Raw genomic sequence first — 14,529 nt, forward strand, 5'->3', positions numbered from 1 at the left:
AAACGGGATGTAACAAATAAATGTGAGGTACCTCACATGTTTTTTAATTGTCACAAATATGTCGAAATATTATATAAAAAAAGACTAACCCTTAACGGATTAGCCTTTAATCTCATCTATTCTTTTTGCTAATTCTTCTTTTTCTTCGGCTGATAGTAACTTTTCAGCCATCGGGAAAAGTACTTGCTCTTCCTTGGCAAAGTGATCAGTTAAAATCATATACGCGTTCATGACATATGAAGCTAATTGTTTCGCTTCTTCTGAACGAATCATTTCTGTCTTTTGTAAAAATGTTGCAATATTTTGTTTCGCTTCTTGATGTTCGTATTCCATAACTGCAATCGGACCAAACTGTTTGCCGATATAGCGTTCCATCATCGGAAATAATACATCTTCTTCGCGCCGAGAGTGAGGATCTAAATGTTGCAAAAATTGCTGTACTTTCTCACGCAAACGAATGAACGCTTGAACAACATCTTCCTCTTCCCCATCGTAAATGCTTTTCGCTGCAACAAAAAGAGCATATTTTTCTTTATTTAATGGACCGTGTTCGTCTTTTAATCGTTGCAATGGCGGACATAATGAAACAGGTTCATGCCCAATGAGACTGCAAGGTGAAAAATCCATCGTCATCCCTCTTTTCTTTATGTGCTTACATATTTATTGTATAGAAGGAAAACGATTTTTCGTGTGATGCACGTCACACCTTTTGTTAAAAAAATGAACGTTTATTGACTATTCAATGTTGCAATATGACGATGGGCATCCTTCACAGTTAATTTGTTTTTTTAAATAATCTAGGCTATGAATAATAATTTTTCTTCCTTTGAAGGAGATAATGCCTTTGCTTTTTAATGTATTTAATTCACGATTCACACTTTCACGCGATGTAGAGCTAAAATTAGCTAAATCTTGGTGAGTAACAGGGACGTCTAACAAAATGCCGTCTTTTGTCTGAACGCCATAGCTGTTTGCCATCCGAATAAGTGTAGAATATAATGCGCCCTTTTTTCCATATAGAACGAGATCGCGAAATTTCGTATGTTGCTTACGGAAATGATCGGTCATCATTTTCAAAAACTCAACAGCAAACTCCGAATTGGCAAGCAACTCTTTTTCAATATCTTCGTTTTTAATCGCAAGCACTTCGCTATCTTCTAACGCCCGTCCGTTGAACAGATATCTTCCGTTATCTGAAAAAATCATCAACTCGCCAATGACAGCATTCGGACCACATAACCGTAAACATAACTCTTTTCCATCGCCGGAAAATTTACTAATTTGAAATTTACCAGATAAGACGACAAAAAAGTTTTCGCCAATTTGTCCTTCTTGAAATAAAAACATCCCTTTTTTCACTTTTATCGTTTTATACGCTAACTTCTTTAGTTGTTCAAAATTTTTTTTACTAATAAATTGAGACATCCCGTATGCCTCCTTTTTAAGAAAAATATTTTTGATATAACGAACGAGCAAATGTAGCGTCTTTTGTACCATGTACAAGCATGCGACCGTCAGCAAATAAAACGACACGATGCCCTTCCAATTGAGTCATCAATAAATATTCGTTACCATGTACTTGTTGTCCATTTGCTTTCATTTGTTCCATCATGTTTGTGATGTGAAATGGGTGTGTATGACGAATTTGTACCGTATCTCTGCCGCATAGAACAGATGTTTTTGCTCTTTCACTTCGCAAAGCAGGATATATTCGATTATTTCCACATGATGGACAATGCTCATTTTTTAATTTATGAACTTGTAAAAAGCGATGTTCGTTTTGCCAAACGTCAAAAATAACGAGTGAACGTCGGATCGCTCTGACATCTCCCACTAATATTTTTAACGCTTCCGTTGTTTGATACGCCGCAACCATTTGCACGGCAGGAGAAATAATACCGACGTTATCGCATGTCAAATGATAAGAAGGCAAATGATTCATAACGCAGCGGAAACATGGCGTTTGTTCTGGTATGATTGTAAACGAAAGACCATAGCTTCCCACACAAGCCCCGTATATCCAAGGAATCCGATACTTTTGTGCCAAATCATTTAGTAGAAAGCGCGTTTCGAAATTATCTGTTCCGTCAATGATGAGATCAATTTGTTGTTCAAAAAGAGAAGCGAACGATTCGTCTTGGGCATCCATGACCAGTGCCTCAACATGAACGTCATGGTTTACTGAAGCTAGACGACGCTTGGCAGCAACCGCTTTTGGCCATCTGTTGTCAGCATCTTCTTCACTATATAACTGTTGGCGTTGTAAATTTGTCCAATCAACATAATCGCGATCAACAATTGTTAAGCGACCGACTCCTGCACGCGCTAACATATCTGCATTTGCTGAACCGAGTGCTCCTGCTCCGACGATCAAAACGTGCTTTTGTTGAATGACTCGTTGTCCCTTTTCACCAATTGGAGAAAATAACATTTGTCGCGAGTACCGCTCCATCATCATCCCTCTTGTCTTTTAAAATTTCCACTTTTCCCACCCGTTTTTTCTACTAAATATGTCGAACCAATCACAATTCCTTTATCGATTGCTTTACACATATCATAAATGGTTAAAGCACAAATCGAAGCAGCTGTTAACGCCTCCATTTCCACCCCAGTACTTCCTTTTGTTTTGACAAACGCTTCAATTTGCAATTCATAATTTGTTTCTTTCGCTTGCCATGTAAACGAAATATCGACTCCCGTTAACGAAATAGGATGACACATCGGAATAAGATCAGCTGTACGCTTTGCTGCCATAATGCCAGCCACTTGAGCGACGGCTAATACGTCTCCTTTTTTCACTTCCGAGCGCACAATTTTTTCGTACACCTCTTTTGACACGATCACGCGAGACATCGCACAAGCAGTTCGCACCGTTTCTCCTTTTTCTGAAATATCAACCATTTTCGCCCGACCTTGTTCATTAAAATGTGTAAATGTTCCCATTTGATCACCCTCCACTGACCGGTGGAATCAGTGCAACGACATCACCGGCATATACTATGTCATCATCTGTTGCAAATTCTTCGTTAATCGCGATCATAAGTGAAGAAGCGGCTTGTAAATGATATTCTTGCTCAAGACGCTCACGAAGTTGCCGAACAGTCATTTGTTGTTCATTGAATACAATTTCCTCTTTGCCGAGTCGTTCTCTTATGTAGGCAAATAGTAATACGCGAATCATATCTCTTCCTCCTTTGGTGCGCCATGATCGTAACGAACTGTTTCTTTTTGATTACCAATCCACATTTCCCCATCTTCCCAATACTCTTTTTTCCAAATAGGAACGATCTCTTTAATTCGCTCAATGGCATAACGATTCGCTTCGTATGCGTCTGCGCGATGCGGCGTTGAGACCGCAATAGCTACCGCAATATCAGCAATATCAAGCCGACCGATGCGATGGACAATCGCTACTTTTGCTTGTGGAAAGCGGGCAACAATTTCTTGACCAATTTGTTCTAATTTTTTTTGCGCCATCGACTCATACGCCTCATATTGCAAATATACAGTTTTTTTTCCATTCGTTAATTCTCTTACTGTGCCAAGAAACGTTACAATCGCCCCTGCATGACGATCAGCAACTGCTTCAATGACACTTCCTACATGGATAGGTTCACGAACGATCGCAAACATGTTGTTCCCCCTTTACATAAGCAATAATGCGCTCCATATACGCTTGTTCATCTTCAATAAAAAAAGATCCGTCCGTACGTTGCCAACTAATTGAAAATAGTATGTTTTTTAAATGCAATAAATGTTCATCTTCCCGATGACGTAAACAAACAATTTTCGGATAAGCTGCATGTTTAAATCCTTCAATAAGCAATACATCAATTGGAAATCGTTCATATATACATAGTAACTCATCAAGCTCCCAGTTTCCTTTCGCATGAAGAAGAAACGTGCCGTCCCCTTCCACTGCACATACCATTGCCCCAGCCTCTGCGTGACGCGTTGTATCTTTTTCTTTCGGTAACATGACTTTCCCACCATGTCCGTGATGTTTTAACGTTCCAACACGATATCCATTTTCACATAACTGGTGAATGATTTTTTCAATAAGTGTCGTTTTTCCACTATTTTGATAACCAACGATTTGTAAAATTATCATGACCAAACATTGTCTCCTTCATCATGAAGTAAAAGCACATCAACACGATTACCCGCTTGAAAACCGCGTGTTCCCCCCGGCAAAACGATAAAAGCGTTTGCTTGTGCGAGCGATGAAACAATATTTGATTTATCTTTTCCAACCGGTTCCACGTGTAACATTCCATCGTCATACGATACGTTTGCACGAACAAAACGAGTAAATGGATTCGGTTTTAAAAAATCTTTTTGTAAAACCGCTTGCACTTTCTTTAAATAACGTTTAGGCTGTCCTAACATCGCTTTTATAAATGGACGAGCAAACAATTCAAAGCCCACATAACATGCAGAAGGATTGCCTGACAGTCCAAACAACATTTTATTTTCAAATACAGCCGCTGATGTCACACTTCCTGGTCGCATCGCTACTTTATTGAATAACAATTTGGCACCGAGATGTTCATAGACGCGAGGCATATAATCGAAATCCCCAACGGATACACCACCCGTTGTTATGACCACATCTGCTTCACGTAACGCTTTTTGTACGACGTGTAGCGTATGTTCAAACGTATCGGCCACTTTGCCAAACAAAATAGGCTCTCCCCCAACGCGTCGAATTTGCGCTTGAAGCATATAAGCGTTGCTGTTGCGGATTTTCCCTTTTTCAAGTGGCTCGTAAACATGAAGAAGTTCACTTCCCGTTGAAATAATGGCGACTTTTGGCTTTTTCATCACAGGAACGCGATCATATCCAAACGTTGCTAAAACCGCAACAATCCCTGGATGAATGACAGTTCCTTTTTCAACGACGATCTCACCTTGTCTCATATCTTCCCCAACACGCGAAATATTTTCGCCTTCATTCACTTTTCTTTTTATTTGCACAAAGCGCTTCCCATCTTTTTCAATCTCTTTCGTCAATTCAATCATCACGACTGCATTTGCTCCATTTGGAATGGCTGCACCTGTCATAATTTTTACTGCTTCGTTTGGCGCCAACGTTCCATCCCAAACCGAACCAGCTCCAATTGTGCCAACGACTTCTAATAATACAGGAGCATGAGTTGAAGCCCTTTCTGTCGCATCCGCAACAAGAGCATAGCCGTCATATGGTGAGCGATCAAACCATGGAATCGGCATCGTTGCTTCCACATGTTCCGCTAAAATGCGTCCATCACATTGCTCTAACGAAACATACTCTTTTTCTCCTTCACGGTACCATTCCATTACTCGTTCGATTGCTTCGTCAATCGGAATCGGTTTGCGCATTTACGTTCATCCCTTCTAAAATAATATCCTATCTCTACTATATCGCCTTTTGATCATAAAATCGTGTGATATACGTCACAAAAACAAGCGGTGTTGTGACGAAATTCACATTTTTTTCATAAATATTGATAAAAAAAGAGGCAACTCGCCTCTAACTAATCCATTTATAAAATTGCTCTTTTGTGTTAATATTCATAAACGGTTGTTCTTCTTTCATCCCAACACGTTTCACTCGACAAGAGGAAAGAAACGTATGCATGCGATACTCCTCTTGTTGAAGACAATTGTATATAAGCGATTTCACTCGATAGTGATATATAGCAATCAGTGGTTGGAGTCTCCCATTCACATATGGCACAATGGCATCGAATGCATCATCTGCTTGTTCCTTAAGCATACGTATAATCGTCTCATGAATAAACGGGATATCACATGGCAATACAACATACCACGTTGCTTCATGATGCACGATAGCCGAATAAATTCCTGCTAATGGGCCTTTCCCTTTGTATTGTGGATCATCCTCGATCCATGATACGTCTTGAAACGATAATTTCGTTCGAATATGTGGCTGTGCAACAATAACGATTTCATCAACGATCGGACGCAACGCCTCAATACTATAAAAAAGAAAAGGTTTTCCATGTCGCAACGCAAGCGCTTTTGGTTCACCAAACCGTTTTGATTGTCCGCCCGCTAAAACAATGCCGATCGTTTTCATTGGCGACGAAGCTCCCAAACAAGATGGCGAATTTCGGGTAAAATGAGCTTTTCCATTGCTAAGCGCACAGCGTTTGTTGACCCGGGCATACAAAAAATGATCATGCCGTTCATCGAACCAGCAAGCGCACGACTTAACATCGCTGCACTTCCGATTTGCTCATAACTTAAAAAGCGAAAAAGCTCACCGAACCCAACCATTTCTTTTTCAAGCAACGGCTGAATGGCTTCAATCGTCACATCACGTTTTGTAAATCCCGTTCCTCCATTCATTAAAATGACATCTACTTGTTCAACTGATTGAACGGCTCGTCGAATGGCGAATACATCATCTTTAACAATTTCGTATGCAGCAACAACAATGTTTGATTGCTCTAATTGTTCACGTATCCATCGTCCACTCGTATCTGTTTCATATGTGCGCGTATCAGAAACGGTCACAATTTTACATCGGACAGGGAGCATCGCCTGCTTTTTATGATCATGAACACCCATATCGTCACCCTCCAATATATGACATTTCAATTCGTTTCCCATTCCACGTTGTTTGTTTTCCGCGCTCTTCTGAATAACGATCGACTCGCTTTCGCCAAACACGTTCAATGGATGAAATGAGCTGTTCATCGCTCGCCCCAGCTCGCATCATACTTAATAAATCTGTCCCATTTGTCGCAAATAAACATGTATATAGCTTCCCATCAGCAGATAATCGGCTACGTGTACAGTCTGAACAAAAGGCGGCTGAGACAGAAGAAATAAAACCTACTTCCACATTCGTCCCTACGTAGCGATAACGCTTAGCTACTTCACCAACATGACTAGAAGCAACCGGCTCAAGTGGCATATGTTCAGAAATGATGTCATATATTTGTTTGCTCGTCACAACATCATCTAACTTCCACCTATTTAAAGAGCCGACATCCATAAATTCAATAAAACGAAGTGTTACACCTTTCTTTTTAAAAAAATAAGCCATCGGTAAAATTTCATGATCGTTTAGCCCTTTTTTGACAACCATATTTACTTTTACATGGAGCCCTTCCGCAAGCGCTGCATCAATTCCTTCTAAAATGTGCTCAGAACGCACGCCGACTCCGTTCATTTTTGTAAAAATAGTATCATCGAGTGCATCTAAACTCACATTCACTCGCTTCATTCCTGCATCTTTTAATTTTTTCGCATACTTTTTCAAAAAAAATCCATTCGTCGTTAACGATACGTCGTGAACACCGTCAATGTTTGTCAGCATCGCCACAAGCACATCGATATTTTTTCTTAATAACGGCTCTCCTCCCGTTAAACGAATTTTTCTTACCCCGAGTTTGACAAACAATCGGGCAAAACGTTCCATTTCTTCAAATGTCATCAGTTGTTCCCGATCCATAAAACAATATCGTTTTCCTTCTATATCTGGCATGCAATATGTGCAACGAAAATTACAGCGATCTGTTACCGACATACGCAAATCTAATAATGGCCGTTCATATGCATCATATACCATCTTCATCAATCCCTCTTTTCGTTTATCGAGGTTCTATGTTCATGTTACTAAATCGCTTAACTGAGAAATGTGACGTACGTCACACAAACATATATGTTCATGATTTATTCAAATAAAAAAAATAAATGCTCAGGCGGTAAATATACTTTTTTATTATGCATATGTCGCCACTGTTCTTCACTCACACTAGCTTGCAATATAAAATGATCTGTTTGTATTGTCACATCATACGTATATACATGTGAGACAGCGCGAATGACGCGAAAAGAAAAGGCATTGTATATTGCATCATCTACAAAACGAATATGATGCGAATGAATACCAACATATGTCGCTCCGCTCTTTTTTTTATGTGCAGGGACGACCAATTGTGCACCGTTGACATAACAAATAATCTGTTCTCCCTTTTCAGCAAACGTACAAGAAAATATATTTTTACAGCCGACAATGTTTGCGGCTTGTACATTTTCCGGTTCATAAAATACACGTTCTTTTTTTCCATGTTGTATTACGTGGCCACGATCATACAAAATAAGCTCATCGCATAATCGATATGCTTCTTCTAAATGGTGTGTCACAAAAAGAACGAGACCGGAAAAATGTTGTTGTAAATAAGAAAAACATTGTTGTTCCATCGCCTGTTTTGTATGATGATCTAACGCTGAGAACGGCTCATCAAGCAATAATATACTCGGTTGTGTAACAAGCGTTCGCGCAAGTGCTACTCGTTGTTGCTGTCCTCCGGATAATTGGTGGGGGTAATGATTTTCATACCCTTTTAATCCGATATTTTCAATCATATTCGTAACCGTATGTTGTACTTGCTTTTTTGGCCATTTTTTCAAACCGAACGCAATATTCTCGTAAACCGTCAAGTGTGGAAAAAGAGCATAATGTTGGAACATATACCCGACATTTCGATGACGGGCGGGGATGTGAATTCGTTTGTCCGAATGAAAAAATAAATGATTATTCAATTGAATAACGCCTTCATCTGGCCGTTGTAGCCCCGCAATACTTTGCAACGTTAAACTTTTTCCACATCCCGATGGACCTAAAATACCAATAACCCCTTTTTGTATTGTAAAATTTACATCTAATTGAAAATGCGAAAATGTTTTTTTAATGGCGACGTAAAGCATCGTTTTCTCCTCGCATCATTCGCTTCTCTAATCGTTTCATCGTATACAATAAAACAACAGATACACTCGTCATGATGATGACAAGTATATTTGCCATTTTTTTATTTCCTGCAAGCAATGCATCGTAAATAGCGATCGGCATCGTCATCGTTTCATTCGGAATGCTTCCTGCAACCATAAGCGTCGTACCAAAATCCCCAAGCGCACGCGCAAAAACAAGCGTAGTCGCTGATGCGATATTGCGCCAAGAAAGCGGGATGACGACAGTAAAAAAAATATCCCTCTCCGATCGTCCAAGTACGCGCGCCGCATTCAACAATTGCTGGTCAATACTTGCAAATGCTGCCCGTGCCGTCTTCACAAAAAACGGCAAAGCGACAACAAAAGCGGCAACAACCGCTCCTGTCGGTGTAAATACAATCAAAATCCCAAATGTTTCTTCCAACCAACGACCAATTGGACTTGAGCGACCAAGTAGTACAAGTAAATAGTAACCGAGAACAGTTGGGGGCAATACGATTGGCAACGTCAATAAAGAATCGAGTATGTCACTCCATTTATGATGAGAACGGCTTAAATAGTAAGAAATGGGCAATCCGACAACAAGAGCACAAACCGTGGCTATTGTTGCTACTTTTAATGACAGAAAGAGCGGAAAAAGATTGACCGCCTCCACAATTATTCCTCCTCAAGAATGATAAAACCGTATTTTTTCATGATGCTCGTGCCAGTCGGCCCTTTTAAAAATGCGAGAAATTCGCGCGCTTCTTTTTCATGTTTCGTTTGCTTAGTGATAACGATCGCTTGTCGAATCGGTTCGTGCATATGTTCATCAATAAGGTAGAACGGAAGATGATGATCCTTCATTAGTGCAAGCGCGACAATCGCTACTTCAACATTCCCCGATTCGACATAAGCAAGTGTATCAGCAATATTTTTTCCGTAAACAAGCTTCGGTTCTACTTGTTCCCAAACGCCAGCTTTCATTAATGCTTGTTTTGCTGCTAACCCATACGGTGCATGATCCGGATTGGCAATTGCCACTTTTTTCACTTCTTTCTTTAATAAATCTTGTAATGACGATACAGCTACTCCATTTTTGACAGCCATGCCAATGCGACCAAAGGCGTATACGTTTTTTGTTTGTTCAAGCGCAACATGATCACGAACAAGTTCATCGACATATTCTACATTCGCCGAAGCAAACATGTCAAAGGGAGCCCCTTGTTTGATTTGTTCTGCTAGCTGACCACTCGAACCGAAAATGAACGTAACGTCTATCCCTGTTTTATTTGTAAACTGCTCTCCAATTTCTTTAAATGCATGAGTTAAATCTGCTGCTGCGGCAACTTTAATAGATGGTGCCGCATTTGGTTGAGCGGTGTGAGGATTACATGCCACTAATGACAAAATCATAATAAAAAACCATATTTTTTTCACTTTCGTCCCCCCACATATCAATAAAACCCACATATCAATAAAACCCACATATCAATAAAACCCACATATCAATAAAAGGGAATATCTATTATAGATATCCCCTTCTATTCTTCTAACATTTCACTTCTGCATTTTTTCTAGCATAATAATACCAGTTTAATGCAAGCGATACAACATAAAATGCGATAAAGAAGTAAAATGCTGTAATTGGTGTCCCTGTATTTTGAGCTGCCCAGCCGAATAGTTTCGGAATGAAGAATGAGCCATATGCGGCAAATGCTGCTGTAAAACCAAGAACAGGTGCCGCTTCTTTCGGCGGGAAGATAATCGGAATCATTTGGAATGTCGATCCTGATCCCATCCCTGCAGCAATAAATAAAATTAAGAAAGATACGATAAATCCGATAAAGTGTTTTTCCGTTGTAAAATACATGACTGCCGCAGCACCAAGACCCATGACGATTAAAACGTAGTTCGTGATACGCGCTCCACCTAACTTATCGGACAACCATCCCCCAACCGGACGGAATGCCGCTGCCAAAAACGCTCCTAAAAAGGCAAGCGATACGTGTTCTGGGAATTGTGATTTTAATAAAAGTGGAAACGCTGCCGCATATCCGATAAATGAGCCGAATGTCGCAACATATAACCATGTCATAATCCATGTATGTTTTCGTTTCACGATTACAAATTGTTCAGACACTGATTGTTTAGTGTTTGGTAAGTTATCCATACCGAAATACGCCAAAATAGTAAAGAACAAAATGGGAATAACCCAAATAAATGCCGCATTTTGTAACCAAACTTTTGAACCGTCTGCGAGTACTTGTGGTTCGCCACCAAGTGCTCCAAATACACCAATTGTTATAATAAGTGGTGTAACGAACTGAACGACAGATACACCCATATTCCCGAAACCAACATTAATACCAAGTGCTGTTCCTTTTTCTTTTTTCGGGAAGAAAAAGCTAATGTTAGCTGCTGAAGACGAAAGGTTTCCGCCACCAAGTCCACAGAGAGTTGCTAATAGTAACATGACCCAATACGGTGTATCTGGATTTTGTACCGCTAACCCAACACCAATAGCTGGGATGAGCAATATCCCTGTCGAGAAAATTGTCCAGTTTCTTCCTCCAAATTTTCCAATAGCAAATGTGTAAACGAAGCGTAGTGTTGCTCCAACAAGTCCTGGAACAGCAGCTAACGTAAACAATTGACTTTGTGTAAATTGAAAGCCAATGTCATTTAGTCTTGCTGCAACAATGGACCAAATTTGCCAAACGATAAATGCCAACATTAACGTTGGAACAGAGATCCAAAGATTTCGACGAGCATGTTTTTTCCCTTCTTTTTCCCAAAACACAGGATCTTCTGGGTTCCAATATGAACCGATGCGGCTTTTCCGTTCAACATGATCTGAAGCCGTTTTCAATGTTTGACTCATAATGATCGTCTCTCCTTTTTTGAAGTATGATTGTAAAAATAATTGCTGTACTTTTATCATAAAGAAAGAGTGTCAATAAGAATGTGATACGTATCACATATTTTCAAACGTTCATACAATGTTAAAAAATAATGTTTAAGCGATTGTTTTTCGCAATCGTCTCATGATAAACATTGCAACAAACATAGTTGCTGCTACCCACCAAAAGCCATATGAATACGAATTCGTCCATTGTTTAAACATACCTAAAATATTCGGTAAAAAGAAGCCTCCTAAACCGCCAGCAGCTCCAACGAAACCTGTTAATAGTCCAACCTCTTTAGGAAATATAGTTGGAATAACTTGAAATAGTGCACCATTTGCTGTACCGAAAAAAATAAGTGTAATAAATAAAAGAGTTAACGCAACATAAACAGGCGGGAGCATACCAACAACGGCTAACGTCACAGTAGCGCCTGTAAATAACCAAACGAGCAATTTCATTCCACCATATTTATCAGCTAAATAGCCACCAATTGGCCGAACAAAGCTTCCCGCAAATACGACAAGCGTCACAAAATCTCCTGCCGTCACTTTATCTACTCCGTATTGATCGAAAAAGAATAGTGTTAAATAGCTCGTCATTCCGACAAATCCACCAAAAGATAAGCTATAAAAAAAGCTAAACAACCACGTTTCCTTCATTTTCATCACGCGCGTATATTCCGATATTTTTGCTGGTTTTACCGCAGTCGGACATTCTTTTGCGAAGATGATAAATACAATAAAAGCAACAAAGAGAGGAATGAGCGCTAATCCAAATACACTATTCCAGCCATACGCTTCTGCAATGCGCGGGCCAAACAACATCGCCAAAACTGTTCCGCTATTTCCCGCACCTGCAATTCCCATCGCCAACCCTTGATGTTCTTTCGGGTACCAACGGCTTGCCAAAGGAAGAGCGACGGCAAAACTAGCCCCTGCAACGCCTAATAACAATCCAAGCGCATAAATTTGTGTCAATGTATCAGCAACAAGCCAACCCCATAAAAGAGGGATAGATGTCAAAGCCATTCCGATCATTCCCATTTTCTTACCACCGAATCGGTCTGCTAGTAGTCCCATTGGAATACGAAGCAATGCCCCTCCTAATACCGGGATCGCTACCATCATTCCTTTTTGTGCAGGTGTCAAGCCTAAGTCTTCCACAATAAACGTCCCTGTTGCCCCAAGAATTACCCAGATCATAAAACTAATATCAAAGTACAAAAAAGATGCGAGAAGTGTTAGTAAATGCCCCACTCGGAGAAACTGTTTGAATCGCTCCATTTCGATTTCCCCCTTCGTTTTATCATTTGACAATTTTATCGTAAAAAAATTTATCAATTGCTACTGTTATATTGTTCACAATTTTTGTTATGTTCACAAAACTTTCATACGTTCTTTCTTTTCACTTGCAACATGATGTAAATCACAATAAGATGAAAAAGAGGGGATGCCGGGTCCCCTCTTTACCTTACTTTTTTGCTGGAGGAGGCGGAGTTTGACCTGGAAAACTGTCTGTAATGGCATGATCTTTTTTCTTAAATGGATCCGCTTCATTATAGACAGCTTCCATCCGCTCCTCAATTTCTTTTTTCAGCTTATCTACGTCAATTCCTTTTTTCATTAACTCTTCTGTCGCAATTAAAATGGCTTGATTAGATTCATCAATGGACTTGCTCAACGTCGCCATCGTTCCTTGTGGATTATGGAATCCTGTTGAGTTTTCTGCAGCGACGATATCCCAATACCATTGACCTTTTCTTATATGTTCTTGGGCTGCTTTAATTTTTGATTCGTCTACTTTTGCTGTAATCATTTTATTCACATAATAATGCGCAAACACTGATACTTCTTCCGCTTTATGGAGCATTTCCATATGCGTCGTTTGAATTTCTTCTACACGCGTCTTTATCCATTCTTTTGATTTATCCGCGTGACATGTTAAACAAGATTGTTCAATCGTTTTTAATGGCGATGTCCAGTAATGGGACGTAATTTTCTTTTTGCCGTCTACCCGTTCATACGGCATATGGCAATCTGCACAAGACACCCCTGCTTTTCCGTGAGGTCCTTCAATCCATGTCTCAAACTCTGGATGTTGTGCTTTTAACATCGGTGTTCCTGACACGTTATGAATCCAGTCTTTTTCAAATCCTTGCTGTTTACCAATCTCCTCATAATACGCATACATTTCTTCAGGTTTAAATCCTTTTGCCCATGGGAATGTTACTTTTGATTTCGATGGCTCAAAATAGTACTCTACATGGCATTGCGCACATACATATGAGCGCATTTCGTTTTTCGTTGCTTTCGTGACATCGACACCACGAGTTTTCATTGCTTCAATAAAACTTGGACGTGTAATTCGTAAATCCATCGTTTGTGGGTCGTGGCAATCGGAACAACCAATTGGGGAATGTCCCATGGCCTCTGCCTTCGGCCAAATGACTTGATTAAAGTTTGCCCCCCAATAATTATCGCCCATTTCTTCAATTAATTTTGGTACAGCTGTACTTTTACAAGTTAAGCACGATCCGACTGATTTGTCGGTAATCCGTTTAATATTGCGTACATCTTCTGTTGCATACACGTGACCACGATCTTCGTTGTATTCTGTCGCAAAACCAAATCCATTAAATAAAATTGGTAAATACGGCTCTTTATCATGTTCAAACTTGCTACGTTTGACAGATCCGTTATATTTCGTATCTTCTTCTTGTTTGTTTTTCATATAACTTTCATAATGTAACGGAAACAAATCTTTAAATGCTTCGTTGCGATATTCATCTTTCGCAAGTCCTGTGCTTTTGCTTTGTTTGGCCGCTTCCTCTGTTTGACTACAACCAACAAGGATAAGAAGAAGCGACCCAAGAAGCATGAAAGCCCGTTTCATCACC

17 protein-coding genes are annotated in these 14,529 nt (G+C 39.8%); all 17 read right to left on the minus strand.

Translation table 11 applies throughout. The features are described 5' to 3' along the window. Positions 1 to 99: 99 nt before the first annotated feature. On the minus strand, positions 100 to 627 hold the full coding sequence (locus EKC99_RS00460; RefSeq protein WP_163149825.1) for a hemerythrin domain-containing protein: 528 nt from the start codon (positions 625 to 627) through the stop codon (positions 100 to 102). A 108-nt stretch (positions 628 to 735) separates the two neighbouring features. Continuing rightward, on the minus strand, positions 736 to 1,425 hold the full coding sequence (locus EKC99_RS00465; protein WP_006318160.1) for a Crp/Fnr family transcriptional regulator: 690 nt from the start codon (positions 1,423 to 1,425) through the stop codon (positions 736 to 738). A gap of 16 nt (positions 1,426 to 1,441) precedes the next feature. Further along, on the minus strand, positions 1,442 to 2,455 hold the full coding sequence (locus tag EKC99_RS00470) for a ThiF family adenylyltransferase (RefSeq protein WP_163149986.1): 1,014 nt from the start codon (positions 2,453 to 2,455) through the stop codon (positions 1,442 to 1,444). Continuing rightward, the gene (gene moaC / locus EKC99_RS00475) at positions 2,455 to 2,943 is read right to left on the minus strand and encodes a cyclic pyranopterin monophosphate synthase MoaC (protein WP_163149828.1); all 489 of its coding nucleotides are present in this window, start codon (positions 2,941 to 2,943) and stop codon (positions 2,455 to 2,457) included. The genes EKC99_RS00470 and moaC overlap by 1 nt, the downstream gene beginning before the upstream one ends. 4 nt (positions 2,944 to 2,947) lie before the next feature. After that, positions 2,948 to 3,181, minus strand: a complete 234-nt coding sequence (gene moaD, locus EKC99_RS00480) for a molybdopterin converting factor subunit 1 (RefSeq protein WP_163149831.1) — start codon at positions 3,179 to 3,181, stop codon at positions 2,948 to 2,950. Then, positions 3,178 to 3,633 (minus strand): molybdenum cofactor biosynthesis protein MoaE, encoded by a 456-nt coding sequence (locus EKC99_RS00485; RefSeq protein WP_006318154.1) that lies wholly within the window; start codon positions 3,631 to 3,633, stop codon positions 3,178 to 3,180. Before EKC99_RS00485 ends, moaD begins: the two co-directional genes overlap by 4 nt. Continuing rightward, positions 3,614 to 4,117, minus strand: a complete 504-nt coding sequence (gene mobB / locus EKC99_RS00490) for a molybdopterin-guanine dinucleotide biosynthesis protein B (protein ID WP_049720894.1) — start codon at positions 4,115 to 4,117, stop codon at positions 3,614 to 3,616. Before mobB ends, EKC99_RS00485 begins: the two co-directional genes overlap by 20 nt. Further along, positions 4,108 to 5,361, minus strand: a complete 1,254-nt coding sequence (locus EKC99_RS00495) for a molybdopterin molybdotransferase MoeA (RefSeq protein WP_163149834.1) — start codon at positions 5,359 to 5,361, stop codon at positions 4,108 to 4,110. Before EKC99_RS00495 ends, mobB begins: the two co-directional genes overlap by 10 nt. Before the next feature lie 151 nt (positions 5,362 to 5,512). Continuing rightward, on the minus strand, positions 5,513 to 6,082 hold the full coding sequence (gene mobA / locus EKC99_RS00500) for a molybdenum cofactor guanylyltransferase (RefSeq protein ID WP_006318147.1): 570 nt from the start codon (positions 6,080 to 6,082) through the stop codon (positions 5,513 to 5,515). Then, positions 6,079 to 6,576: a MogA/MoaB family molybdenum cofactor biosynthesis protein gene (locus EKC99_RS00505; RefSeq protein WP_019418484.1), complete on the minus strand. Its 498-nt coding sequence runs from the start codon at positions 6,574 to 6,576 to the stop codon at positions 6,079 to 6,081. The genes mobA and EKC99_RS00505 overlap by 4 nt, the downstream gene beginning before the upstream one ends. A 4-nt stretch (positions 6,577 to 6,580) precedes the next feature. Continuing rightward, the gene (moaA, locus tag EKC99_RS00510; RefSeq protein WP_163149989.1) at positions 6,581 to 7,582 is read right to left on the minus strand and encodes a GTP 3',8-cyclase MoaA; all 1,002 of its coding nucleotides are present in this window, start codon (positions 7,580 to 7,582) and stop codon (positions 6,581 to 6,583) included. A 104-nt stretch (positions 7,583 to 7,686) separates the two neighbouring features. Further along, a complete protein-coding gene (locus EKC99_RS00515; protein WP_163149837.1) occupies positions 7,687 to 8,724 on the minus strand; it encodes a sulfate/molybdate ABC transporter ATP-binding protein in 1,038 nt (345 codons plus the stop codon). Continuing rightward, complete coding sequence (gene modB / locus EKC99_RS00520; RefSeq protein WP_163149840.1) at positions 8,705 to 9,400, minus strand: molybdate ABC transporter permease subunit; 696 nt, start codon at positions 9,398 to 9,400, stop codon at positions 8,705 to 8,707. Before modB ends, EKC99_RS00515 begins: the two co-directional genes overlap by 20 nt. Before the next feature lie 2 nt (positions 9,401 to 9,402). Further along, the gene (gene modA / locus EKC99_RS00525) at positions 9,403 to 10,164 is read right to left on the minus strand and encodes a molybdate ABC transporter substrate-binding protein (RefSeq protein WP_163149843.1); all 762 of its coding nucleotides are present in this window, start codon (positions 10,162 to 10,164) and stop codon (positions 9,403 to 9,405) included. Between the two features lie 112 nt (positions 10,165 to 10,276). Continuing rightward, complete coding sequence (locus EKC99_RS00530; protein ID WP_163149847.1) at positions 10,277 to 11,608, minus strand: NarK family nitrate/nitrite MFS transporter; 1,332 nt, start codon at positions 11,606 to 11,608, stop codon at positions 10,277 to 10,279. Between the two features lie 135 nt (positions 11,609 to 11,743). Next, positions 11,744 to 12,916, minus strand: a complete 1,173-nt coding sequence (locus tag EKC99_RS00535) for a nitrate/nitrite transporter (protein WP_163149850.1) — start codon at positions 12,914 to 12,916, stop codon at positions 11,744 to 11,746. A gap of 187 nt (positions 12,917 to 13,103) precedes the next feature. After that, on the minus strand, positions 13,104 to 14,528 hold the full coding sequence (locus EKC99_RS00540) for an ammonia-forming cytochrome c nitrite reductase subunit c552 (protein WP_163149853.1): 1,425 nt from the start codon (positions 14,526 to 14,528) through the stop codon (positions 13,104 to 13,106). Position 14,529: the final 1 nt, after the last annotated feature.

Source organism: Anoxybacillus sp. MB8 (assembly GCF_011006755.1).
GTDB lineage: Bacteria > Bacillota > Bacilli > Bacillales > Anoxybacillaceae > Anoxybacillus > Anoxybacillus gonensis.

Coding starts and splice junctions, on each gene's coding strand:
- EKC99_RS00535 (WP_163149850.1), bottom strand. CDS start 12,916: ATGGAGCGATTCAAACAGTTTCTCCGAGTGGGGCATTTACTAACACTT.
- moaA (WP_163149989.1), bottom strand. CDS start 7,582: ATGGTATATGATGCATATGAACGGCCATTATTAGATTTGCGTATGTCG.
- EKC99_RS00465 (WP_006318160.1), bottom strand. CDS start 1,425: ATGTCTCAATTTATTAGTAAAAAAAATTTTGAACAACTAAAGAAGTTA.
- mobA (WP_006318147.1), bottom strand. CDS start 6,082: ATGAAAACGATCGGCATTGTTTTAGCGGGCGGACAATCAAAACGGTTT.
- EKC99_RS00515 (WP_163149837.1), bottom strand. CDS start 8,724: ATGCTTTACGTCGCCATTAAAAAAACATTTTCGCATTTTCAATTAGAT.
- moaD (WP_163149831.1), bottom strand. CDS start 3,181: ATGATTCGCGTATTACTATTTGCCTACATAAGAGAACGACTCGGCAAA.
- EKC99_RS00495 (WP_163149834.1), bottom strand. CDS start 5,361: ATGCGCAAACCGATTCCGATTGACGAAGCAATCGAACGAGTAATGGAA.
- EKC99_RS00530 (WP_163149847.1), bottom strand. CDS start 11,608: ATGAGTCAAACATTGAAAACGGCTTCAGATCATGTTGAACGGAAAAGC.
- EKC99_RS00460 (WP_163149825.1), bottom strand. CDS start 627: ATGGATTTTTCACCTTGCAGTCTCATTGGGCATGAACCTGTTTCATTA.
- EKC99_RS00470 (WP_163149986.1), bottom strand. CDS start 2,455: ATGATGGAGCGGTACTCGCGACAAATGTTATTTTCTCCAATTGGTGAA.
- EKC99_RS00505 (WP_019418484.1), bottom strand. CDS start 6,576: ATGGGTGTTCATGATCATAAAAAGCAGGCGATGCTCCCTGTCCGATGT.
- moaC (WP_163149828.1), bottom strand. CDS start 2,943: ATGGGAACATTTACACATTTTAATGAACAAGGTCGGGCGAAAATGGTT.
- EKC99_RS00485 (WP_006318154.1), bottom strand. CDS start 3,633: ATGTTTGCGATCGTTCGTGAACCTATCCATGTAGGAAGTGTCATTGAA.